This is a genomic window from Streptomyces sp. NPDC020845 (assembly GCF_044334165.1).
Lineage (GTDB): Bacteria > Actinomycetota > Actinomycetes > Streptomycetales > Streptomycetaceae > Streptomyces.
On the sequence record NZ_JBIRSJ010000002.1, the window covers coordinates 585,381 to 605,197 of the forward strand.

Below are 19,817 nucleotides of genomic sequence, written 5' to 3' on the forward strand. Positions count from 1 at the left end.
CTCACAGAGCGTCAAGGGACGGCACATGAACACTTAGCGGCGGATCCGTCGAAAGATGCAGGGAGCCGCCACCGATTTCCTCCGCCGGGCGGAGGTTCCGTCAGCCGGCGGCTCATAGCGTCGCGTTATGACCAACGCTTACAAGCAGCTCCTGGAAGGGGGCGTCACCCTCGTCATCGGGCTGGCGCTGTGGCTGTTCACCGGGGACATCGAGCTCCCCGTCGTGACCCTCACCAAGATCGGGGTCGTGATGATGTGCTGGGGTGGCGCCCAGCTGCTCTACGGTTCGTACTTGAGCCTGGGCGGACAACGCTCAAAGGGGTGAGACCGGCCCGAATCGCCCCCACCGCCCCGCGCGGCCCGGCAGGATCCCGGTGCCATGGACGCCGTACGGGTCGCGCTGCTGCGCGATGTGCTCGCCGGGACCGAATGGCTGCGGGCCACCCGCCAGTTCGCGGGATCCCTGCGGGCCTCGGTCGAGCCGCGCGGGGGTGGGCTGCGCGGGGGCGGGTCGCGTGGGGGCGGACTGCTGCTGGTCGGCAGCGAGGAGTACGAACCCTGGCACCTGGCCGCGCACCTCGACGACGAGGCCGCCTGGTCCGGACTGCCCGAGCTGTCCCCCACCCTCGTACGCCACCGGGTCCCCGACGGCGCTCCCCCCCCGCATCTGGCCGTCGGCCTCGGCCGGTTGGAGCACGCCAGGCGCGGCGAGACGCTGCTCGTGGTCGCGCCCGACGCCCCGGGAGCCGGGCTGCTGGAGCGGGTGCACGGTGCGCGCCGGAGCGGGGCCACCGTGTTCGCCCTCGACGGCGGCCACGCCGAACTGCACGCCCTCGCACATGACGCGCTGGCCGCCCCTTCCGACGCGGGCCTCGATCTGGACACCCTCCAGCACCTGGTCAGCGCGGCTGCCGGGGAGAACGGCCTGCCCGCGCCGCGCGGCCGCCACCGCTTCCGCGACCGCCTCGCCCGGCTGGCCGACCGGCTGACGGACCCGCCGCCGGCCCCGTGGTAGGCCCGGCGAAGTGACCCGCCGCAGCGGCATGGCGCAGCGGCATGGCGCGAAAAATTCGTTTGTGGGCGGCACGGACGGCGCTTGAGCATGTCCCCTTGTGACGGACGATCCGCATCCCCCGCCGCCGGGGGCGCGTTGGCGCGCCCTGCTGCCCGATCTCGCGCCCTGGCGCTCCTCCCGCGACTTCCGCCTGTTGTGGACCGCGGGCCTGGTGACGTCCTTCGGCACCTTCCTGACCATGGTGGCGCTGCCGCTGCAGATCAAGGAGTTGACGGGGTCGGCCCTCGCCGTCGGCGCGATCGGCGCGGTCGAGCTGGTGCCGCTCATCGTCTTCGGCCTGTACGGCGGGGCGCTCGCCGACGCCGTCGACCGCCGAAAGCTGATCCTGCTCACCGAGGCGGGCCTGGGCCTGCTGTCGGCGCTGCTGCTGGCCAACAGCCTGCTGCCCGACCCCATGCTGTGGCCGCTGTACGTCGTGGCCGCCCTGACCAGCGCGCTCACCGGGCTACAGCGCCCGGCCCTCGACTCGATCACGGTCCGCATCGTCCCGCACGACCAGCTCACCGCGGCCGCCGCGCTGAGCGCGCTCCGCTGGCAGCTGTCCGCCGTCGCGGGCCCCTCGCTCGCGGGCATCGTCGTCGCGTACGCCGGGCTGCCCTTCGCCTACGGCCTGGACCTGCTGACCTTCGCCGTCTCGATCCTCCTCGGGCTCGGCCTCAAGCCTGCGGCACCCGCCCACGACGCGGAGAAGCCGTCGCTGCGGGCGATCGGCGAGGGCGCGCGCTACGCCTGGCGGCGCAAGGAACTGCTCGGCACGTATGCGGTGGACATGGCGGCCATGCTGTTCGCCTTCCCGAACGCGATCTTCCCCTTCCTCGCCGACGAACTGGACGCGCCCTGGTCGCTCGGCCTGATGTACGCGGCCGGGTCGGTCGGCTCCATCGCGGTGAGCGTGACCAGCGGCTGGGCCTCACGGGTGCACCGGCACGGCCGGATGGTCGTGCTCAGCGCGGCGCTGTGGGGCGCGGCGATGGCCGTGGCGGGATGGCTGCCGAACGTCTGGCTGGTGCTGCTGTGCCTGGCGGTGGCGGGCGGGGCGGACATGGTCAGCGGGCTGTTCCGCTCGACGATGTGGAACCAGACGATCCCCGACGAGCTGCGGGGCCGGCTGGCGGGCATCGAGCTGCTGTCGTACGCGACGGGCCCACAGCTGGGCCAGGTCCGGGCCGGCGGCATGGCCGGCCTGGTCGGCGTCCGGGCCTCAGTGTGGACGGGCGGCCTGGCCTGCGTGGCCTCCATCGGCCTGCTGGCGCTGACCCTGCCTAAGCTCATGACATACGACGCGAGGACAGACGAACACGCGCGCCACGTCCGCGAGCGACGCGAGACGGCGAGCGCGAGGGTGGCCGACGCGGCGGCGTAGACCGCGGCCCGGCGGGCGGGCGCGGCCCGCGGGTCATCCGGGCGCGAGCCCGACCCGGCCCAGCGCCCCCCGGCACGGTCCGGGGCACCGCCCGGCGGGGCGCGGCCCCGCCCGCGCAAGGCCGGGCGCGGCGGCGTAGGCCGCGGCGCCGCCAGGTGCGCCGCGGCAGGGCACGGGACCACGGCGCAGCCGAGTACGGCACGGCAGGCCGCAGGACCGCGGCCCGGCGGGCAGGCGCGGCCCACGGGTCATCCGGGCGCGAGCCCGACCCGGCCCAGCGCCCGCCCCGACGCGGTCCGGGGCACCGCCCGGCGGGGCGCGGTCCCGTAAGCGCAGGCGGGCCCATGTAGCGGAGCCGCGCCTCGCCACGGACATACGGGTCGGGAAGGGGCTGACCGCAGCGGGCCTGCGGCGCGCGGCTTCGGCGCGTCGTCGGCCCGCTGCGGTCAGCCCGCGCCCCGCGGGCCCTCGCCCGACGTGTCCTCGCCCCGCGTGGGCTCATCGCGCCATCGCGGGTCGGTCTCCCACTCCGCGTTCCGCTCCGCGGTCAGCTCCATCGCGTGCTGCGCCTCGGTGCGGGTCGGGTAGGGTCCCAGCCGGTCGGCGGCCCGGCATTCCGGGCCTTCCTCGACCTTCTGGTGCTTGATGCAGTAGTACCACTCGCCCGGTTTCCCCGCGGCCCGCTTCTTGAACAGCGCCATCGCGGCCCTCCCGCCCTCTTCTCTCCCTGTTTCCCGCCATGCTGCCCGATGCGCCGCCGATACACTCGCTGACATGTCTGGCCAGTCGCTTCTTGTCCCGGGAAAGCTCTCTCCCACCCGCCCGGTCCCCGCCTCGATCCCCCGCCCCGAGTACGTCGGCAAAGAGGGCCCGACGCCGTATACGGGGTCCGAGGTGCAGGACGCCGAAACGATCGAGCGGATGCGGATCGCGGGCGGGATCGCCGCGCGGGCGATGGCGGAGGCCGCGAGCCGGATCGCGCCAGGGGTCACCACGGACGAGCTGGACCGGGTGGCGCATGAGTATCTGTGCGACCACGGCGCGTACCCCTCGACGCTGGGCTACCGCGGTTTCCCCAAGTCGCTGTGTTCCTCCGTCAACGAGGTCATCTGCCACGGCATCCCGGACTCGACCGTGCTGCGCGACGGCGACATCGTGAACCTCGATGTGACCGCGTACATCGGCGGGGTGCACGGCGACACCAACGCCACCTATCTGTGCGGCGAGGTGGACGACGAGTCGCGGCTGCTGGTGGAGCGCACCCGGGAGTCCCTGAACCGCGCGATCAAGGCGGTCAAGCCGGGCCGCCGTATCAACATCATCGGCCGTGTCATCGAGTCGTACGCCAAGCGCTTCGGCTACGGCGTGGTCCGCGACTTCACCGGCCACGGCATCAACTCGTCGTTCCACTCCGGCCTGATCGTCCCGCACTACGACAGCCCTCATCACACCACCGAGATCAAGCCGGGGATGACCTTCACGATCGAGCCGATGCTGACGCTGGGCACCTACGAGTACGACATGTGGGACGACGGCTGGACGGTCGTCACCAAGGACCGGAAGCGGACGGCTCAGTTCGAACACACGCTCGTGGTGACCGACACGGGCGCGGAGATTCTGACCCTGCCGTAGGGGCGTATTACACATTTTTTACTCTCAGCTTACGAATCCTTGGGGCTGAGCTGGAGCTGGGTAGGTAAGCCTCAGTTAAGTTAGGGCGGCCTATCCGGCCCCTGTCTCGACATGCCGCCATATCGGCATGCTGCCCGATCTCGACTGGAGTCCCGTTTATGAGAGCCGCCCGCTCTTCCGCCGTCACCGCCATCGCGGCGGTGGCCTCGCTGGCCGCCGTGTCCGGCTGCGCCGAGAAGTCCGACGCCAAGGGCTCCGACGCGATCCAGATCACGGCGTCCGACGACAAGTGCGAGGTCTCCAAGACCAAGTTCCCGGCCGGGCACGTCAAGCTCGCGGTGGAGAACAAGGGCTCCAAGGTCACCGAGGTGTACGTCTACGCGCCCGGCGACCGGATCGTCACCGAGCGGGAGAACATCGGCTCCGGCCTCAAGGCCAGCATCACCGCCGAGATCAAGGCGGGCACCTACGAGATCGCCTGCAAGCCCGGTATGAAGGGCCACGGCATCCGCCAGAAGGTGACCGTGACCGGCGGCAAGGTCGCCAAGCGGAACCCGAAGCTGGACAAGGCCGTGGCCGACTACCGCGCCTACGCGCAGGCCCAGGCCGACGAGACGCTGCCCAAGGCGCAGGCGTTCGCGGACGCGGTCAAGAAGGGCGACCTGGAGGCCGCCAAGAAGGCGTACGCGCCCTCGCGCGTCGGCTGGGAGCGGACCGAGCCGGTCGCGGAGTCCTTCGGCGACATCGACCCGAAGGTCGACATACGCGAGGACGGTCTGGAGAAGGGCCAGAAGTGGACCGGCTGGCACCGGCTCGAGAAGTCCCTGTGGAAGGACAAGAAGATCACCGCCGAGGACAAGACCCTCGCGGACCAGCTGATCAAGGACCTCAAGGACTGGCAGAAGCGCGTCGGCACGGCGGACATCACCCCCACCGGCATGGCCAACGGCGCCAAGGAACTCCTCGACGAGGTGCAGACCGGCAAGGTCACCGGCGAGGAGGAGCGCTACAGCCACACCGACCTGGTCGACTTCGAGGGCAATGTCGACGGCGCCGAGAAGTCGTACCAGCTGCTCAAGCCGGTGGCCTCGGAGAACAACCCGGCCCTGACCAAGGACCTGGACAAGCAGTTCGCGGCGGTGAAGAAGCTTCTCGACAAGTACCGCAAGGGCGATGGGTTCGTGTCGTACGACACCGTCGGCGAGGCCAAGCGCAAGGAGCTGTCGGACGCGGTCAACGCCCTGGCCGAGCCGCTGTCCAAGCTCGCCGCGGCCGTGGCGAAGTAGGGGCGCGCCGACCATGACCGACCAGCCCCGGACCGACGACCGGTCCACGAGCGACCAGCCCGAGATCAACCAGCCCGCGACCGACGACCAGCCCGCGACCGACGACCAGCCGACCGCCACCCGCCGCACCGTCCCCTCCCGCCGCGCGCTGCTCGGCTGGGGCGGCGCCGGGCTCGCGCTGGGCGCCGCGGCGGGTGGGGGCGCCGCGGCCGCCCTCAGCAACTCCGGCGACGACACACAGCCGGTGGCCGACAGCGGGGCCGCGGTGCCCTTCTACGGCGCGCACCAGGCCGGGATCTCCACCGCCGTACAGGACCGGCTGCACTTCGCGGCCTTCGACGTCACCACCGACGACCGCGACGAGCTGATCGCGCTCCTGAAGGAGTGGACGAAGGCGGCCGCCCGGATGACGCAGGGCCACGCGGTCGGCGGCGGCGCGGTCGGCGGGCTCGCCGAGGCCCCGCCGGACGACACGGGCGAGGCGCTGGGGCTCAAGCCGTCCCGGCTGACCCTCACCTTCGGCGTCGGGCCGTCCCTCTTCAAGGACAAGAAGGGCAAGGACCGCTTCGGCCTCGCCGGGCGCCGCCCGGAGGCTCTGGTCGACCTGCCCGCGTTCCCCGGCGACAACCTGGACGCCGCGCGCAGCGGCGGCGACCTGTGCGTCCAGGCGTGCGCGGACGACCCTCAGGTGGCGGTGCACGCGATCCGCAACCTGGCCCGTATCGGCATGGGCAAGGTCGCGATCCGCTGGTCGCAGCTTGGCTTCGGCAAGACGTCCTCGACGACGCCGGACGCGCAGACCCCGCGCAACATGATGGGGTTCAAGGACGGCACCCGGAACATCGCCGGCACCGACTCCGCGGCCCTGGACAAGCATGTGTGGGTGGGGGCCAAGGCCGGCCCCGAGTGGCTGGTCGGCGGCTCGTATCTGGTCGCCCGCCGGATCCGGATGCACATCGAGACCTGGGACCGCACCTCCTTGAAGGAGCAGGAGGACGTCTTCGGGCGCACCAAGGGTGAGGGCGCGCCCATCGGCAAGCCGCGCGAGCGCGACGAGCCGCTGCTGAAGGCGATGCTGCCCACCGCGCATGTCCGCCTCGCCCACCCGGACTCCAACGGCGGGGTGCGGATCCTGCGCCGCGGCTACTCCTTCACCGACGGTACGGACGGCCTGGGGCGGCTGGACGCGGGGCTGTTCTTCCTCGCGTACCAGCGGGACGTGCGGCAGGGGTTCATCCCCGTGCAGCAGAAGCTGGCGCGTAACGACGCGCTCAACGAGTACATCCAGCACGTGGGTTCGGCGCTGTTCGCCGTCCCGCCGGGCGTCCGCGGCGCGGACGACTGGTGGGGACGGGCGCTGTTCACCTGAGCGGCCCGAGAAGAACAAGAGAAAGGCCAACCTCGTGTTCGGCAACTACCTGATCGGACTGCGCGAAGGGCTGGAAGCCAGCCTGGTCGTCTGCATCCTCGTCGCCTATCTGGTCAAGACCGACCGCCGGAAGGCGCTGCTGCCGGTCTGGCTGGGCATCGGCGTCGCGGTCACGGTGAGCCTGGGCTTCGGCGCCGCGCTGCAGTTCGGCTCGCAGGAGCTGACCTTCAAGGCCCAGGAGGCGCTGGGCGGTTCGCTGTCCATCGTCGCGGTCGGCCTGGTGACCTGGATGGTCTTCTGGATGCGGCGCACCGCCCGGCATCTGAAGGCCGAGCTGCACGGCAAGCTGGACGCGGCGCTCGCGATGGGCACCGGCGCGCTGGTGGTGACCGCCTTCCTGGCGGTGGGCCGCGAGGGCCTGGAGACCGCGCTGTTCGTCTGGGCGGCGGTGCAGAAGACCAGCGACGACGGCACATCGCAGCCGCTGATCGCGGTGGTGCTGGGGCTGCTCACCGCGGTCCTGATGGGCTGGCTGTTCTACCGCGGCGCGCTGAAGATCAACCTGGCGAAGTTCTTCACCTGGACCGGCGGCATGCTGGTCATCGTGGCGGCGGGCGTGCTCGCGTACGGCTTCCACGACCTTCAGGAGGCGGAATTCCTCCCCGGTCTGCACAGCCAGGCCTTCGACATCACCGGAACCGTCCCGCCGGACTCCTGGTACGGCACCCTGCTCAAGGGCGTCTTCAACTTCCAGCCCGACCCGACCGTTCTGCAGGTCACGGTGTGGCTGCTGTATCTGGTCCCCACGCTCGCCTTCTTCCTGCTCCCCGGTAGGGTTGCGCCGACCAGAGCAGTCCCGAAGGAGCCCAAGTCCGATGACACGCAGGTCACAGCGTCGGCGGTGCGCAGTTCCTACAGCCGCGGCAGCAGCGGCGGTGACGCTGGCGATGACGCTGACAGGCTGCATGACGGTGCACGGCGAGCGGGAGAACATCCCGTCCATCGCGAAGGATGAGGCGCCCAAGGCGCTCAAGCGATTCACGGACGTCTACAACAAGTCCTACAGCGAGCTGGATCCGGCGCTGGCAGGCCAGGTCCAGACCGGCCCGCTGCTGGACATCAGCGCCGCCGACCTGAAGGCGCAGCACGCCGACAAGCCCGACGGGAACCCCGATTACCCGCCGCTGAAGCTCAACGACGCGCGCTATGTCATACCCAAGCAGGTCGGCTGGCCGAAGTTCTTCGTGGCGAACACCGAGAGCAACCGCGACGACAACCGCTGGCTGCTGGTCTTCACGCGGGACGGGGCGAACGAGCCGTGGAAGGCCGCGTATCTGTCGATCCTCAGTCAGGACGAGGTGCCGGCCTTCCAGATCGACAAGGACGGCTGGGCGAAGTCCGTACCGGCCGAGGGGGCCACGCCCAAGCTGGCGTCGCGTCCGGATGAGCTCAGCGCCGAGTACACCGACTATCTGATGACCGGCAAGGGCGAGGTCTTCGCGGACGGCCAGGCGACGTCGGGGCTGCGGACCTCGCGGAAGAAGTTCCTGCGCACCCCGAAGTTCTGGACCGAGTACATCGACACGGCCGCCGAAGGCGCCCGCTACGCCCCGGTGGGGCTGCGCCTGAGCGACGGCGGAGCGCTGGTCTTCTTCACCTCCCACCACCGGCAGAAGCAGACCATGGCCAAGGGCTACCGGCCCAACCCCACCCCGCAGATCAAGGCGCTGATGACCGGCGAGGCGAAGAAGTCGGTGACCTTGACCCGGGTGTCGGAGTCGGCGGTACGGGTGCCGGCGAAGGACGCGGCGGACCCGAAGGTGGTGTTCCTCAACCGGCTGGAGGGCGTGACGGCGGCGAAGGGCGAGTAGCCACTGAGCGGGGCCCCGCTGACCCCACTGAGCAGGGCCGTGCTGAGCAGGCCCCCGCTCTCCCGGCGACTCCCGGCGCCGCCCCCGTCAGCGTCCTATCGGCCAGGCGTGCGACTCGTGCTCATGCCCCTCGTCCGCGAGCCGGGCGCACGCGTCGGTCAGCGACTCCAGCAGCGACAGCGGGTCCGGCAGCGGCCGCTCCGGGCCGAGCAGCCAGGCCACCTGGCCGTCCCCCGGCAGCCGCGCGGGCGGCAGGAGCACATAGCTGCCCCGGCAGTGCCAGCGCAGCCCGGGGTGCTCGTCCATCGTCTCGGGATGGCAGTCCAGTTCACACGGCCACCACTCGTCCTCGTCCTCCGGCGTGCCACGGGTGGCCGTGAAGAACAGCATGCGCTCCTGGTGATCGACGCTGGTGGTGGCGACGGGACCGACCTCGACACCCGCCTCGCCCAGCCGCTCCAGGGCCAGCCGGCCGGCGGCCACGGGCACGTCCAGCACGTCGTGGGCCATACCGGTGGCGGTGATGAAGTTCGCCTCGGGGTCGCTCCGCAGCCACCGCGCGACCTTCTCCGGGTCGGTGGTCGCCTGCGTCTGCCAGGCGAAGGAGACGGGGTGCCGGGCCGGGGTCGGACAGCCGATACGGTCGCAGGAACAGCCGTAGCCGGAGGGGTGGGCCGCCGGCGCGAGCGGGAACCCGGCCGCGGCAGCGGCCATGAGCAGATCCTCGCGGGCGCCTGCCGCGCCCGCCCCCGTGCCCGTGTCGCCGCCCGCACCGCTCCGCGGCCGACGCAGCCACTGGGAGAACCTGCCCTTGCGTTCCATCTACCGCCTCGCTTCCCCACCGGTACCGCCGAATACCGACCCAATGGTCTTAATGCTGCCACCATCCTGCTCCGGAGGTGGCCGGTGTCCGCATCCGGGGTGCACAGGACCCCCCTCTGGGTGCGGATATCAGGCATAACCGAACTGGCGCCCCTAGCGTTCCCTTTATGGTCACGAGGTCTCTACTGACTGGTATAGCGGTCCTCACCCTGGCCGTGCCGGCCGCTGCGCCGACCACCGCGCCGACCACCGCACCGGCCGCCGCGCCAACCGCCGAACCGCCCCTCCCGTCCGGGCGGCGCAGCGGGTTCCCGACCGCCGATTCGCTCCCGCCGATCACCTACGTGGCGCACCGCGGCGGCGCCCTGGAAGTCCCCGAGAACAGCATGTCCGGCCTGACCGCCGCCTATGAGCGGGCCGCCGCCCAGGTCCTGGACTTCGACACCAGGATGCTGCGGGACGGCACGCTCGTGGTGATGCACGACGCGACGCTGGACCGTACGACGTACTCGACCGGCTCCGTGAAGTCGCTCACCGCCGCCCAGTGGCGCTCCATACGGCTGCGGCCGGGCCCCGATCTGCCCGGCCTGTGGCTGCCCGAGGCGCCGCCGACCGTCGGCGAGGCGCTGGACCGCTTCGGCAGGCGCAAGGTGCTGATGGTGGAGGCGAAGGACTCCGACAGCCTGCCCCGCCTGTCCGCGATGATCCACGAGCGCGGCCTGACCCGCTCCGTCTTCGTCAACACCAACAGCCTCCGGGTGGCCCGGCAGGCCCACCGGATGGGGCTGCTGACGCAGCTGTGGCGCTCGGCACAGCAGCTGCGCGAGGACCGGCCCCGCATGTGGCGGGGGTTCGTGGATCTGCTGGACGTCGACTACCAGGCGCGGAAGAAGGACCTGCGGCGGGCGGTGACCTCCGGCATACGCCGGGTGTGGGCCCATACGGTGAACACGCCCGAGGCGCGGGACCGGATGCTGCGGCTGGGCTGCGGCGGCATCATCTCGGACGCGCCGACGCTGCTGACGCGGACACCGCGCTGACCTCACGGATCACCTGTCGCTGATCTCGCTGTTCACCTGTCGCTGACCTCGCTGTTCACCCGTCGCTGATCTCGCGGATCACTTCTTGAGGATCCCCCGCAGCGCCGTATCGACCACCGCGTCCGCGTAGTCGTGGCTGAGCGGATGGGTGCGCAGCAGCCAGCGGTGGGTCAGCGGGCCGCACACCAACTCGACGACGACGTCCGGGTCGACGTCCCGCCCGATCTGCCCGGCGTCCTGCGCGGCCCGCAGCCGCTCGGCGAGCAGCCGCAGCCCCGGCTCCAGGACCCGGGCGACGAAGTGGGCGCCGAGCTCGGGGTTCACCAGGCCCTCGGCGGTCAGCGCGCGGGCGGGCAGGTCGTACGCGGGGGCGTTCATCTGGTCGACGGCCCCCCGCAGCACGAGCTTGAGGTCCGCCTCCAGGTCCCCGGTGTCGGGCAGCGCGGGCTCGCCGCCCTCGGGGGTCTCCCCCTGGGGTGTCTCCCCCTGGGGTGTCTCCCCCTGGGCGGTGAAGGCGTCGAGCAGCACCGCGGCCTTGGAGGGCCACCAGCGGTAGATCGTCTGCTTGCCGACCCCGGCGCGGGCCGCGATGGCCTCGATGGTCAGCCGGGGGTAGCCCATCTCGCCGATGAGCTCCAGGGCGGCGTCGAGGATCGCCCGGCGTGCGCGTTCGCTGCGGCGGGCGGAGTCGGGCGCTGCCTTTTCGGCTGCTTTGTCGGCTGCTTTGTCGGCCATGGCGGACAACCTATCGACCTCTTTAAACCATCCATACGGCTCATGCCCCGGGCGGGGGCCGGGGCGCACCATATGTCCAGGACCGCGTACGACGATCCGTACGGGCCTGCATTCCCGTGAGGAGCCATCCTTGTCCTTGCGCACCCCTGAGCGCCGCGCCACCGCGCGCCGCTATCTGATGTGTCCGCCGACCCACTTCCGGGTCACCTACTCCATCAACCCCTGGATGGACCCGGCCAAGCCCGTGGACCTCCCGCTCGCGCTCGCCCAGTGGGAGGACCTGCGCGACCGCTACCGCTCCCTCGGCCACACCGTCGAGGAACTGCCGCCCCGGCCCGACCTCCCCGACATGGTGTACGCGGCGAACGGCGCGACCGTCGTCGACGGCCGCGTCCTCGGCGCCCGCTTCGCCCATCCCGAACGCACCGGGGAGGCGGCGGCCCACCTGGAGTGGTTCCGCGCCCACGGGTACGCCCAGGTGCGCGAGCCCGAGCACGTCAACGAGGGCGAGGGCGACTTCGCCGTGACCGCGTCCTGGCTGCTGGCGGGCCGCGGCTTCCGCAGCAGCCCGCTCTCGCACCCAGAGGCGCAGGAGTTCTTCGGCCGCCCGGTGCTCGGCCTGGACCTCGTCGATCCGCGCTACTACCACCTCGATACGGCGCTGTGCGTGCTCGACGACACGACGGACACGGAGATCATGTACTACCCCGGCGCCTTCTCCCCGGGCAGCCGGGCCGTACTCGCCCGGCTCTTCCCCGACGCGATCATCGCCACGGAGGCGGACGCCGCGTCCCTCGGGCTCAACGCCGTCAGCGACGGCCGCCATGTCGTACTCCCCCAAGCGGCGGCCGGACTCTTCGGCCCCCTGCGCGAACGGGGCTACGAGCCGATCGCGATGGACCTGAGCGAGCTGCTCAAGGGCGGCGGCAGCGTGAAGTGCTGCACGCAGGAACTACGAGATCCGGGCCACTAGCCCGGACCGCCCCGGCCGCCGCGAAGGTGCTGCCGCCGGGGCGCCGCCACCCCGCCGCCGGGGCGCCATCGACCGGCCGGGAGGCGGTCGCGCGAGCGGTAAACTCTGGCGGATGCACGCTTCCGCCGCCGAGGGCGCCCGTACGGGCGAGACGTTGCGCGCCGCGCTGGCCGGGTTGGTCGATGGGTTGTCGGCCCGGCAGGCCGCGCAGGCCACGGGGCGGCTGATCGAGAACTACCGGGGGCGGACCCCGACCGACGCGCCCGTGCTGCGCGACCGGGCCGACGTCGTCGCCTACGCCGCGTATCGGATGCCCGCGACGTTCGAGGCCGTGCGCTCGGCGCTGGCCGCCTTTCGGGCGGGGGCGCCGGGATGGAGTCCCGGCTCGCATGTCGACATCGGCGGCGGCACCGGTGCGGCCACGTGGGCGACCGCCGCGGCCTGGCCTGACGCGGAGCGCGCCACCACCGTGCTGGACTGGGCCGAGCCCGCGCTCGCGCTCGGCCGGGAGCTGGCCGGCGGTGCGGCGGTCGAGGCGCTGCGGGAGGCGCGCTGGCAGCGCCAGGTCATCGGCGACGGGCTCGCCCTCCCCGACGGGACCGACCTGGTCACCGTCTCGTACGTGCTCGGCGAGCTCACCGCCGCCGACCGCCACGCCGTCGTCGACGAGGCGGCCCGGGCCGCTCAGGCCGTGGTGCTGATCGAGCCCGGCACCCCGGACGGCTACCTCCGTATCCGCGAGGCGCGGGAGCGGCTGCTGGCGGCGGGGCTGCGCGTGGTGGCGCCGTGCCCGCACAGCGCACAGTGCCCGATCGAGCCGGGTGCGGACTGGTGCCACTTCGCGGCCCGGGTCAGCCGGTCCTCCCTGCACCGGCAGGTGAAGGGCGGTTCGCTGCCGTACGAGGACGAGAAGTTCGCGTACGTCGCGGCCGCCCGCTTCCCCGCCGCCCCCGCGGACGCCCGCGTGGTGCGCCGCCCCCAGCTCCGCAAGGGCCAGGTGCTCCTCGACCTGTGCGGCCCCGACGGCCTGCGCCGCGAGACGGTCACCAAGCGCCAGGGCCCCCGCTACCGCACGGCCCGCGACGCCGACTGGGGCGACGCCTGGCCGGGCGCGGGCACGGACGGGGAGCCGGGCGCCTGATCGTCCCGCTCAACCGCCTATGTAGGCCGCCAAGTGCTCGCCGGTGAGCGTGGCCCGCGCGGCGACGAGATCCGCCGGGGTGCCCTCGAAGACGATCCTCCCGCCGTCGTGGCCGGCACCGGGGCCGAGGTCGATGATCCAGTCGGCGTGCGCCATGACCGCCTGGTGGTGTTCGACGACGATGACCGACTTACCGGCGTCGACGAGCCGGTCGAGCAGGCCGAGCAGCTGCTCGACATCGGCGAGGTGGAGACCGGCGGTCGGCTCGTCGAGGACGTACACGCCGCCCTTGTCGGCCATATGGGTGGCCAGCTTGAGCCGCTGCCGCTCGCCGCCGGAGAGCGTGGTGAGGGGCTGGCCGAGGGTGAGGTAGCCGAGTCCGACGTCGGCGAGGCGGCCGAGGATGCGGTGTGCGGCCGGGGTGCGCGCTTCACCGGCGCCGAAGAACTCCTCGGCCTCGGTCACCGACATCGCCAGCACCTCGCTGATGTCGCGGCCGCCGAGGTGGTAGTCGAGCACCGAGGCGTCGAACCGCCTTCCCTCGCAGTCCTCGCAGGTGGTGGAGGTGCCGGCCATCATCCCCAGGTCCGTGTACACGACGCCGACACCGCCGCAGGTGGGGCAGGCGCCCTCGGAGTTGGCGCTGAACAGCGCCGGTTTCACGCCGTTGGCCTGCGCGAACGCCTTGCGGATCGGGTCGAGCAGCCCGGTGTACGTCGCCGGGTTGCTCCGCCGGGAGCCGCGGATCGCGCTCTGGTCGACGGACACCACACCCTCATCCGTAGGAATCGACCCGTGCACGAGGGAGCTCTTGCCGGAGCCCGCCACTCCGGTGACCACGCAGAGCACCCCGAGCGGAATGTCGACGTCGACGCCCTGAAGGTTGTGGGTGCTCGCGCCGCGGATCGGCAGCGTGCCAGTAGGCTTCCGTACCGTCTCCTTGAGTGAGGCCCGGTCGTCGAAGTGGCGCCCGGTGACGGTGCCACCGGCCCGCAGCCCCTCGACGGTGCCCTCGAAGCAGACGGTGCCGCCCGCCGTACCGGCGCCGGGGCCGAGGTCGACGACGTGGTCGGCGATCTCGATCACCTCCGGCTTGTGCTCGACGACGAGCACCGTGTTGCCCTTGTTCCGCAGCCGCAGCAGCAGCCCGTTCATCCGCTGGATGTCATGCGGGTGCAGACCGGTGGTGGGCTCGTCGAAGACGTACGTCACATCGGTGAGCGAGGAGCCGAGGTGGCGGATCATCTTGGTGCGCTGTGCCTCGCCGCCCGAGAGCGTGCCCGCCGGCCGGTCGAGCGAGAGATAGCCGAGGCCAATCTCCACGAACGAGTCGAGGGTCTGCTGCAACGCGCTGAGCAGCGGCGTCACCGACGGTTCCTTGAGGCCGCGGACCCATTCGGCCAGGTCGCTGATCTGCATCGCGCAGGCATCGGCGATGCTGATCTTCTTGATCTTCGACGACCGGGCGCCCTCGCTGAGCCGGGTGCCGTCGCACTCGGGGCAGATGGTGAAGGTGACCGCCCGCTCCACGAACTCCCGGATGTGCGGCTGCATCGCCTCCTTGTCCTTGGAGAGCATCGACTTCTGGATCCGCGGGATCAGCCCCTCGTAGGTCATGTTGATGCCCGCGATCTTCATCCTGGTCGGCTCGCGGTGAAGGAAGTCCTGCAGCTCCTTCTCCGTGAACCTGCGGATGGGCTTGTCCGGGTCGAAGAAACCCGACTCGATGTAGAGCCGGGAGTTCCAGCCGCCGCCCTTGTAGCCGGGGACGGTGATCGCGCCCTCGGCGAGCGACTTGGAGTCGTCGTAGAGCTGGGTGAGGTCCAGGTCGGTGACCGAGCCCCGGCCCTCGCAGCGTACGCACATGCCGCCGGTGCGGTTGAAGGTCGCCTTCACCGCCTTCTTCGCACCGCGCTCGACGGTGATCGCGCCGCTCGCCCGGACCGAGGGGACATTGAAGGCGTATGCGCTGGGCGGGCCGATATGCGGCTTGCCGAGCCGGCTGAAGAGGATGCGCAGCATCGCGTTGGCGTCGGTGGCGGTGCCGACCGTGGAGCGGGGGTCGGCGCCCATCCGCTGCTGGTCGACGGTGATCACCGTGGTGAGCCCGTCGAGGACGTCGACCTCGGGCCGCGCGAGCGTCGGCATGAAGCCCTGTACGAAGGCGCTGTAGGTCTCGTTGATCAGCCGCTGCGACTCCGCGGCGATCGTGTTGAACACCAGTGAGCTCTTGCCCGAACCGGAGACGCCGGTGAACACCGTCAGCCGCCGCTTCGGAAGCTCGATGCTGACGTCCTTGAGGTTGTTCTCGCGCGCGCCGTGCACGCGGATCAGATCGTGGCTGTCGGCAGCGTGCGGCGCGACGGGCGGCCGCGGGTCCGTCTTCTTGGCCATGCTCATGGTGTCTCCGTCTTTCTGTTACGCGAGTGCGCGAGTGCGCGAGTGCGCGAGGCCGCCTGCGCGGTCGGCGCGACCCCGTCCCATTGACGCCGGACGGGGTCGCGAGCGCAAGGAGCGAGGTCAGCGCAGTTCGTTGATGCGGATCAGATTGCCCGCGGGGTCGCGGAAGGCGCAGTCGCGCACCCCGTACGGCTGATCGATCGGCTCCTGGACGACCTCGGCATCGCCGGCCTGAAGCCGGGCGAAGACGCCGTCGAGGTCGGCGGTGGCCAGAGTGAGGCGGGCATAGGTGCCCTTGTCCATCATCGAGACGATGGTGCCGCGCTCGTCGTCGGTGATGGCCGGGTCGGTGGCCGGCGGTTCCAGGACGATGGAGGTGTCGGGCCGACCGGCGGGGCCGACCGTGATCCAGCGCATCTTGCCCTGTCCGACGTCGTTGCGGACCTCGAAGCCGAGGGTGTCGCGGTAGAAGGCCAGGGAGGCGTCGGGGTCGTGGTGCGGGAGGAAGGTCCAGTGAATGGTGAGGTCCATGGCGTCATGCGTGGCGTTGGTCATGGCGTTCACGCTAGCCACGGCCCCGTGACCCGGGCTTCTCCATTCCTGATCGGTTCCTGGGCCATTCCTGATCGGTTCCTGGACCGGTTCTCTGTGCGAAACTCCTCGCATGAAACGGCAGGACCTCGACGACCTCGTACGGCTGCGGCAGGCCCGCGACCGGATGGACCGCGACTACGCCGAGCCGCTCGACGTCCCGGCGCTGGCGCAGGGCGCCCTGATGTCGCCGGGCCACTTCTCCCGCAGCTTCCGCGCCGCCTTCGGCGAGACGCCCTACAGCTATCTGATGACCCGCCGTATCGAGCGTGCCAAGGCGCTGCTGCGGCGCGGCGACCTCACGGTGACCGAGGTCTGCTTCGCGGTCGGCTGTACGTCGCTGGGGTCGTTCAGCTCGCGCTTCACCGAGCTGGTCGGCGAGAGCCCGAGCGCGTACCGGGCCCGCAGCCACGACCATGCCGCCGCCATCCCCGCGTGCATCGCCAAGATCCACACGCGGCCGGTCAGGAACGCGGAGGCGAGGCGCGCCCCGCAGCCGTAGCGTGATTGCTATGGAGATCACGCTTTCCACCTGCTTCATCGCCGTCGACGACCACGACAAGGCGATCGCCTTCTACCGCGATGCGCTCGGCCTCGAGGTGCGCAACGACGTCGAGTTCGAGGGGATGCGCTGGGTGACCGTCGGGTCGCCCGCGCAGCCGGGTGTGAGCATCGTCCTGGAACCGCCGCTCGCCGACCCGAACGCCTCACCGGCCGACAGACAGACCATGGCGGAGCTGATGGCCAAGGGCCTGCTGCGCGGTGTCATCTTCTCGACGGACGACTGCGACGCCACCTTCGAGCGCGTCAGCGCCACGGGAGCCGAGGTGCTGCAGGAGCCCATGGACCAGTTCTACGGACTGCGCGACTGCGCCTTCCGCGACCCGGCCGGCAATCTGCTGCGCTTCACCCAGCCGCTCGAGAAGTGAGCTCTGGGGGCGGGCCCGGGCTCAGGGCCACGCTCAGGGGCCCGCTCAGGGGCCCGCTCAGGGACCCGCTCAGGGCCCCGGCGTTCCGGGCCGCAGCGCCCGTGCCAGCGCCGTGCCCGCCGCCGCGCGCGGGGCGCTGTCGGCCGGGCGGCGGCGCGGGTGAACGGTGTTGGCCAGCAGCACCAGATACGACGACGTGGCCCGGTCGAGCACCAGGCTGGTGCCCGTGAAGCCGGTGTGGCCCGCCGCGCCCCGGCCCGCCAGCTCGCCCATGAACCAGCGCTGATCGATCTCGAACCCCAGCCCCGGCGCGGCCAGCATCAGCTCGACGGACTCCGGCCGCAGCACGGGCGGGCCCCCGCCCAGCAGGGCGCGGCACAGCAGCGTCAGATCCGCGGCCGTGGAGAAGAGCCCGGCGTGGCCCGCGATGCCGCCCAGGGCGTAGGCGTTCTCGTCATGGACGACGCCCCGCAGCATGCCGCGGTCGAGCTTGGCCCAGGGGCGCCGCTGGTCCTCGGTGGCGGCGATACGGGGCAGCCAGGCGCGGGGCGGGCGGTAGCGGGTGGCGGTCATGCCGAGGGGGCGGGTGATGTCGTCGCGTACGAGGTGGGCCAGGGAGCGGCCGGTCACCCGCTCCAGAACGCGCTGGAGCAGCAGGAAATTCAGATCGGAGTAGCGGCGGGCGGTGCCGGGGGCGGCGGTCGGGGGTTCGGTGTGCAGCCTCGCCAGCCGCTGTTCGTGGCCGGCGTAGTCGTACAGCGGGAGTTCGGGCAGCAGCCCGGAGGTGTGGGTGAGCAGCTGCCGTACGGTGATGCCGTGTTCGGCGGCGGCCGTGAACTCGGGGGCGTGCGCGGCGACCCGGCCGTCCAGGTCGATCTCGCCGCGCTCAAGGCACCGCACCGCGACGATCGTGGTGAACAGCTTGGTCAGCGAGGCGAGGTCGAAGACGGTGTCCTGCCCCCGGTCCCGGCCCGGCCCCGCGCCCCGCCCTCCCGTCCGCATCGGCACCCACCGCTCACGCGGCAGCTCCACGCCGCGGTCCGTGGCCTCGTCGTACGCCGCGTAGCGCACCGACCAGCCGAAGGCCTCCTCGACGAGCAGGTCCGGGCCCCGCCCGGCGGCCACGACCACCCCGGCGCACCAGGGGCGCTCCCCCTCGGGAAGCGCCCCCACCTCTCGTATCAGCTGATCCAGATGGTCGTTCAGACGGTCTTGCCGGTCTTGCGCTGCTGCCACGGACGGCACAGTCCCATGAAACTGGCCATGGCCGCGACCGCACACACCAGCTGGACCACCGTCATCGGCACGGCCGTGTGCTCGCCCGCGATGCCCACCAGCGGCGAGGCGATCGCACCGACGAGGAACGAGCAGGTGCCCAGCAGCGCGGACGCGGAGCCCGCCGCGTGCTTGGTGCGCATCAGCGCCTGGGTGTTGGTGTTGGGCATGGCCAGGCCCATCGCGGACATCAGCACGAACAGCCCGGCGGCCATCGGTACGAGGCCGACGTCGCCGAAGACCCCACTGGCCATCAGGCACAGCGCGATGGCGGACAGGGTGATCGCGGCGAGTCCGACGAACAGGGCCGCGTCCAGGCTGACCCGCCCGGCCAGCACCTTCCCGTTGAGCTGTCCGACGGCGACCAGGCCGATCGAGTTGATCCCGAAGAGCAGGCTGAAGGTCTGCGGGGAGGCGCCGTAGATCTCCTGGATCACAAACGAAGACCCGGAGACATAGGCGAAGAGCGCGGCGAAGGCGAAGCTGCCCGCGAGCATGTAGCCGGTGAAGACGCGGTCGGCAAGCAGTCCGCGCATGGTGTGCAGCGCCTGGCCGAGGCCGCCGCCGTGGCGCCGCTCGGGCGGCAGGGTCTCGTGCAGCCAGCGCCACACGACGAGGGTGAGCAGCACACCGACGACGGTCAGCACGACGAACACGCCGCGCCAGTCGGTGAGGCGCAGGACCTGGCCGCCGATCAGGGGCGCGGCGATGGGCGCGACGCCGGAGATCAGCATGAGGGTGGAGAAGAAGCGGGCCATCGCGGCGCCGTCGTACAGATCGCGGACGACGGCGCGGGAGATCACGATGCCCGCGGCGCCGGCCAGGCCCTGGAGCAGCCGGAAGGCGATCAGCAGCTCGACGGTGGGCGCGATGGCGCATACGGCGGTGGCGACGATGTAGACCACCATGCCGACCAGCAGCGGGCGGCGGCGCCCCCACTTGTCGCTCATGGGGCCGACGACCAGCTGGCCGAGCGCCATGCCCGCCAGACAGCCGGTGAGGGTGAGCTGGACGGTGGCGGCGGGGCTGTGCAGCGCGCCGGTGACCTCGGGCAGGGCCGGGAGGTACATGTCCATGGACAGCGCCGGGAGGGCGTTGAGCCCGCCGAGCACGAGGGTCATCAGGAGGCCGGCGCGGCGAGCCGCGGGGCTCGGGGAGGGCGCGGGTACGGGGGTGGACTCGGGTACGGATATGGGTCTGTGGTCGGGTGCGGTCGGATGGCCGGACGGCGGCATGCAGCTCTCCGTGAGTTGTTGAGTCTTCTCTATGCTCTCAGCAAGTTCGTTGTGGTCATGACCGATGTGTGTACGGAGTG

At 71.6% G+C, this 19,817-nt stretch carries 20 protein-coding genes; 13 read left to right on the forward strand and 7 right to left on the reverse strand.

The features are described from left to right. Window positions 1-127: 127 nt before the first annotated feature. From ACH4U7_RS06525 to ACH4U7_RS06535, 3 genes are all read left to right on the forward strand, one after another. A complete protein-coding gene (locus tag ACH4U7_RS06525) occupies window positions 128-325 on the forward strand; it encodes a DUF5708 family protein (protein ID WP_398526860.1) in 198 nt (65 codons plus the stop codon). 54 nt (window positions 326-379) lie between these two features. After that, window positions 380-1,015, forward strand: coding sequence for a hypothetical protein (locus ACH4U7_RS06530; RefSeq protein WP_398526861.1), 636 nt, complete (start codon window positions 380-382; stop codon window positions 1,013-1,015). Between the two features lie 97 nt (window positions 1,016-1,112). After that, window positions 1,113-2,438, forward strand: a complete 1,326-nt coding sequence (locus ACH4U7_RS06535) for an MFS transporter (protein WP_398526862.1) — start codon at window positions 1,113-1,115, stop codon at window positions 2,436-2,438. A gap of 446 nt (window positions 2,439-2,884) precedes the next feature. Here ACH4U7_RS06535 and ACH4U7_RS06540 read toward each other — a convergent pair whose 3' ends face one another. After that, a complete protein-coding gene (locus ACH4U7_RS06540) occupies window positions 2,885-3,139 on the reverse strand; it encodes a hypothetical protein (RefSeq protein WP_398526863.1) in 255 nt (84 codons plus the stop codon). A gap of 73 nt (window positions 3,140-3,212) precedes the next feature. Here ACH4U7_RS06540 and map point away from each other — a divergent pair, with 73 nt between their 5' ends. From map to ACH4U7_RS06565, 5 genes are all read left to right on the forward strand, one after another. Further along, window positions 3,213-4,070 (forward strand): type I methionyl aminopeptidase, encoded by an 858-nt coding sequence (map, locus tag ACH4U7_RS06545; protein ID WP_398526864.1) that lies wholly within the window; start codon window positions 3,213-3,215, stop codon window positions 4,068-4,070. A 158-nt stretch (window positions 4,071-4,228) separates the two neighbouring features. Beyond that, window positions 4,229-5,356, forward strand: a complete 1,128-nt coding sequence (gene efeO, locus ACH4U7_RS06550) for an iron uptake system protein EfeO (protein ID WP_398526865.1) — start codon at window positions 4,229-4,231, stop codon at window positions 5,354-5,356. Window positions 5,357-5,369: 13 nt separating this feature from the next. After that, window positions 5,370-6,725 carry an iron uptake transporter deferrochelatase/peroxidase subunit gene (gene efeB, locus ACH4U7_RS06555; RefSeq protein ID WP_398526866.1) on the forward strand — a complete coding sequence of 452 codons (1,356 nt, stop codon included), beginning with the start codon at window positions 5,370-5,372 and terminating at the stop codon, window positions 6,723-6,725. A gap of 34 nt (window positions 6,726-6,759) precedes the next feature. After that, window positions 6,760-7,740, forward strand: coding sequence for an iron uptake transporter permease EfeU (gene efeU / locus ACH4U7_RS06560; RefSeq protein ID WP_398526867.1), 981 nt, complete (start codon window positions 6,760-6,762; stop codon window positions 7,738-7,740). Next, complete coding sequence (locus ACH4U7_RS06565) at window positions 7,691-8,596, forward strand: hypothetical protein (protein WP_398526868.1); 906 nt, start codon at window positions 7,691-7,693, stop codon at window positions 8,594-8,596. The genes efeU and ACH4U7_RS06565 overlap by 50 nt, the downstream gene beginning before the upstream one ends. An 87-nt stretch (window positions 8,597-8,683) precedes the next feature. Here ACH4U7_RS06565 and ACH4U7_RS06570 read toward each other — a convergent pair whose 3' ends face one another. Beyond that, window positions 8,684-9,418 carry a bifunctional DNA primase/polymerase gene (locus ACH4U7_RS06570; protein ID WP_398526869.1) on the reverse strand — a complete coding sequence of 245 codons (735 nt, stop codon included), beginning with the start codon at window positions 9,416-9,418 and terminating at the stop codon, window positions 8,684-8,686. A 167-nt stretch (window positions 9,419-9,585) separates the two neighbouring features. Here ACH4U7_RS06570 and ACH4U7_RS06575 point away from each other — a divergent pair, with 167 nt between their 5' ends. After that, window positions 9,586-10,458: a glycerophosphodiester phosphodiesterase gene (locus tag ACH4U7_RS06575; protein WP_398526870.1), complete on the forward strand. Its 873-nt coding sequence runs from the start codon at window positions 9,586-9,588 to the stop codon at window positions 10,456-10,458. Window positions 10,459-10,536: 78 nt separating this feature from the next. Here the strand turns inward: ACH4U7_RS06575 and ACH4U7_RS06580 are convergent, their stop codons facing one another. After that, window positions 10,537-11,193, reverse strand: coding sequence for a TetR/AcrR family transcriptional regulator (locus ACH4U7_RS06580; protein WP_398526871.1), 657 nt, complete (start codon window positions 11,191-11,193; stop codon window positions 10,537-10,539). 136 nt (window positions 11,194-11,329) lie between these two features. Between ACH4U7_RS06580 and ddaH the strand changes: the two genes are divergently transcribed. Both ddaH and ACH4U7_RS06590 read left to right on the forward strand, forming a co-directional pair. Continuing rightward, window positions 11,330-12,166 carry a dimethylargininase gene (gene ddaH / locus ACH4U7_RS06585; RefSeq protein WP_398527014.1) on the forward strand — a complete coding sequence of 279 codons (837 nt, stop codon included), beginning with the start codon at window positions 11,330-11,332 and terminating at the stop codon, window positions 12,164-12,166. Between the two features lie 112 nt (window positions 12,167-12,278). Beyond that, window positions 12,279-13,307 carry a small ribosomal subunit Rsm22 family protein gene (locus ACH4U7_RS06590; RefSeq protein ID WP_398526872.1) on the forward strand — a complete coding sequence of 343 codons (1,029 nt, stop codon included), beginning with the start codon at window positions 12,279-12,281 and terminating at the stop codon, window positions 13,305-13,307. Window positions 13,308-13,316: 9 nt separating this feature from the next. On the opposite strand, the gene ACH4U7_RS06595 is transcribed toward ACH4U7_RS06590, so the two are convergent. Continuing rightward, the gene (locus tag ACH4U7_RS06595) at window positions 13,317-15,707 is read right to left on the reverse strand and encodes an ATP-binding cassette domain-containing protein (RefSeq protein WP_398526873.1); all 2,391 of its coding nucleotides are present in this window, start codon (window positions 15,705-15,707) and stop codon (window positions 13,317-13,319) included. Window positions 15,708-15,827: 120 nt separating this feature from the next. Next, window positions 15,828-16,238 (reverse strand): VOC family protein, encoded by a 411-nt coding sequence (locus ACH4U7_RS06600; RefSeq protein WP_398527015.1) that lies wholly within the window; start codon window positions 16,236-16,238, stop codon window positions 15,828-15,830. Between the two features lie 133 nt (window positions 16,239-16,371). Here ACH4U7_RS06600 and ACH4U7_RS06605 point away from each other — a divergent pair, with 133 nt between their 5' ends. Continuing rightward, a complete protein-coding gene (locus ACH4U7_RS06605; protein WP_398526874.1) occupies window positions 16,372-16,800 on the forward strand; it encodes a helix-turn-helix transcriptional regulator in 429 nt (142 codons plus the stop codon). A gap of 10 nt (window positions 16,801-16,810) precedes the next feature. After that, on the forward strand, window positions 16,811-17,227 hold the full coding sequence (locus tag ACH4U7_RS06610) for a VOC family protein (RefSeq protein ID WP_398526875.1): 417 nt from the start codon (window positions 16,811-16,813) through the stop codon (window positions 17,225-17,227). 69 nt (window positions 17,228-17,296) lie between these two features. Here the strand turns inward: ACH4U7_RS06610 and ACH4U7_RS06615 are convergent, their stop codons facing one another. Both ACH4U7_RS06615 and ACH4U7_RS06620 read right to left on the reverse strand, forming a co-directional pair. After that, complete coding sequence (locus ACH4U7_RS06615) at window positions 17,297-18,412, reverse strand: serine hydrolase domain-containing protein (protein ID WP_398527016.1); 1,116 nt, start codon at window positions 18,410-18,412, stop codon at window positions 17,297-17,299. Window positions 18,413-18,429: 17 nt separating this feature from the next. After that, window positions 18,430-19,737, reverse strand: coding sequence for a multidrug effflux MFS transporter (locus ACH4U7_RS06620; RefSeq protein ID WP_398526876.1), 1,308 nt, complete (start codon window positions 19,735-19,737; stop codon window positions 18,430-18,432). Window positions 19,738-19,817 lie beyond the last annotated feature (80 nt).

What these genes read in the sequence shown, in the direction of transcription:
- ACH4U7_RS06540 (WP_398526863.1), bottom strand. Translation starts at nt 3,139, where the DNA reads ATGGCGCTGTTCAAGAAGCGGGCCGCGGGGAAACCGGGCGAGTGGTAC.
- ACH4U7_RS06575 (WP_398526870.1), top strand. Translation starts at nt 9,586, where the DNA reads ATGGTCACGAGGTCTCTACTGACTGGTATAGCGGTCCTCACCCTGGCC.
- ACH4U7_RS06595 (WP_398526873.1), bottom strand. Translation starts at nt 15,707, where the DNA reads ATGAGCATGGCCAAGAAGACGGACCCGCGGCCGCCCGTCGCGCCGCAC.
- ACH4U7_RS06570 (WP_398526869.1), bottom strand. Translation starts at nt 9,418, where the DNA reads ATGGAACGCAAGGGCAGGTTCTCCCAGTGGCTGCGTCGGCCGCGGAGC.
- ACH4U7_RS06620 (WP_398526876.1), bottom strand. Translation starts at nt 19,737, where the DNA reads ATGCCGCCGTCCGGCCATCCGACCGCACCCGACCACAGACCCATATCC.
- ACH4U7_RS06600 (WP_398527015.1), bottom strand. Translation starts at nt 16,238, where the DNA reads ATGGACCTCACCATTCACTGGACCTTCCTCCCGCACCACGACCCCGAC.
- efeO (WP_398526865.1), top strand. Translation starts at nt 4,229, where the DNA reads ATGAGAGCCGCCCGCTCTTCCGCCGTCACCGCCATCGCGGCGGTGGCC.
- ACH4U7_RS06610 (WP_398526875.1), top strand. Translation starts at nt 16,811, where the DNA reads ATGGAGATCACGCTTTCCACCTGCTTCATCGCCGTCGACGACCACGAC.
- ACH4U7_RS06530 (WP_398526861.1), top strand. Translation starts at nt 380, where the DNA reads ATGGACGCCGTACGGGTCGCGCTGCTGCGCGATGTGCTCGCCGGGACC.
- ACH4U7_RS06605 (WP_398526874.1), top strand. Translation starts at nt 16,372, where the DNA reads ATGAAACGGCAGGACCTCGACGACCTCGTACGGCTGCGGCAGGCCCGC.
- ACH4U7_RS06565 (WP_398526868.1), top strand. Translation starts at nt 7,691, where the DNA reads ATGACGGTGCACGGCGAGCGGGAGAACATCCCGTCCATCGCGAAGGAT.
- efeB (WP_398526866.1), top strand. Translation starts at nt 5,370, where the DNA reads ATGACCGACCAGCCCCGGACCGACGACCGGTCCACGAGCGACCAGCCC.
- ACH4U7_RS06580 (WP_398526871.1), bottom strand. Translation starts at nt 11,193, where the DNA reads ATGGCCGACAAAGCAGCCGACAAAGCAGCCGAAAAGGCAGCGCCCGAC.
- ACH4U7_RS06590 (WP_398526872.1), top strand. Translation starts at nt 12,279, where the DNA reads ATGCACGCTTCCGCCGCCGAGGGCGCCCGTACGGGCGAGACGTTGCGC.
- ACH4U7_RS06525 (WP_398526860.1), top strand. Translation starts at nt 128, where the DNA reads ATGACCAACGCTTACAAGCAGCTCCTGGAAGGGGGCGTCACCCTCGTC.
- map (WP_398526864.1), top strand. Translation starts at nt 3,213, where the DNA reads ATGTCTGGCCAGTCGCTTCTTGTCCCGGGAAAGCTCTCTCCCACCCGC.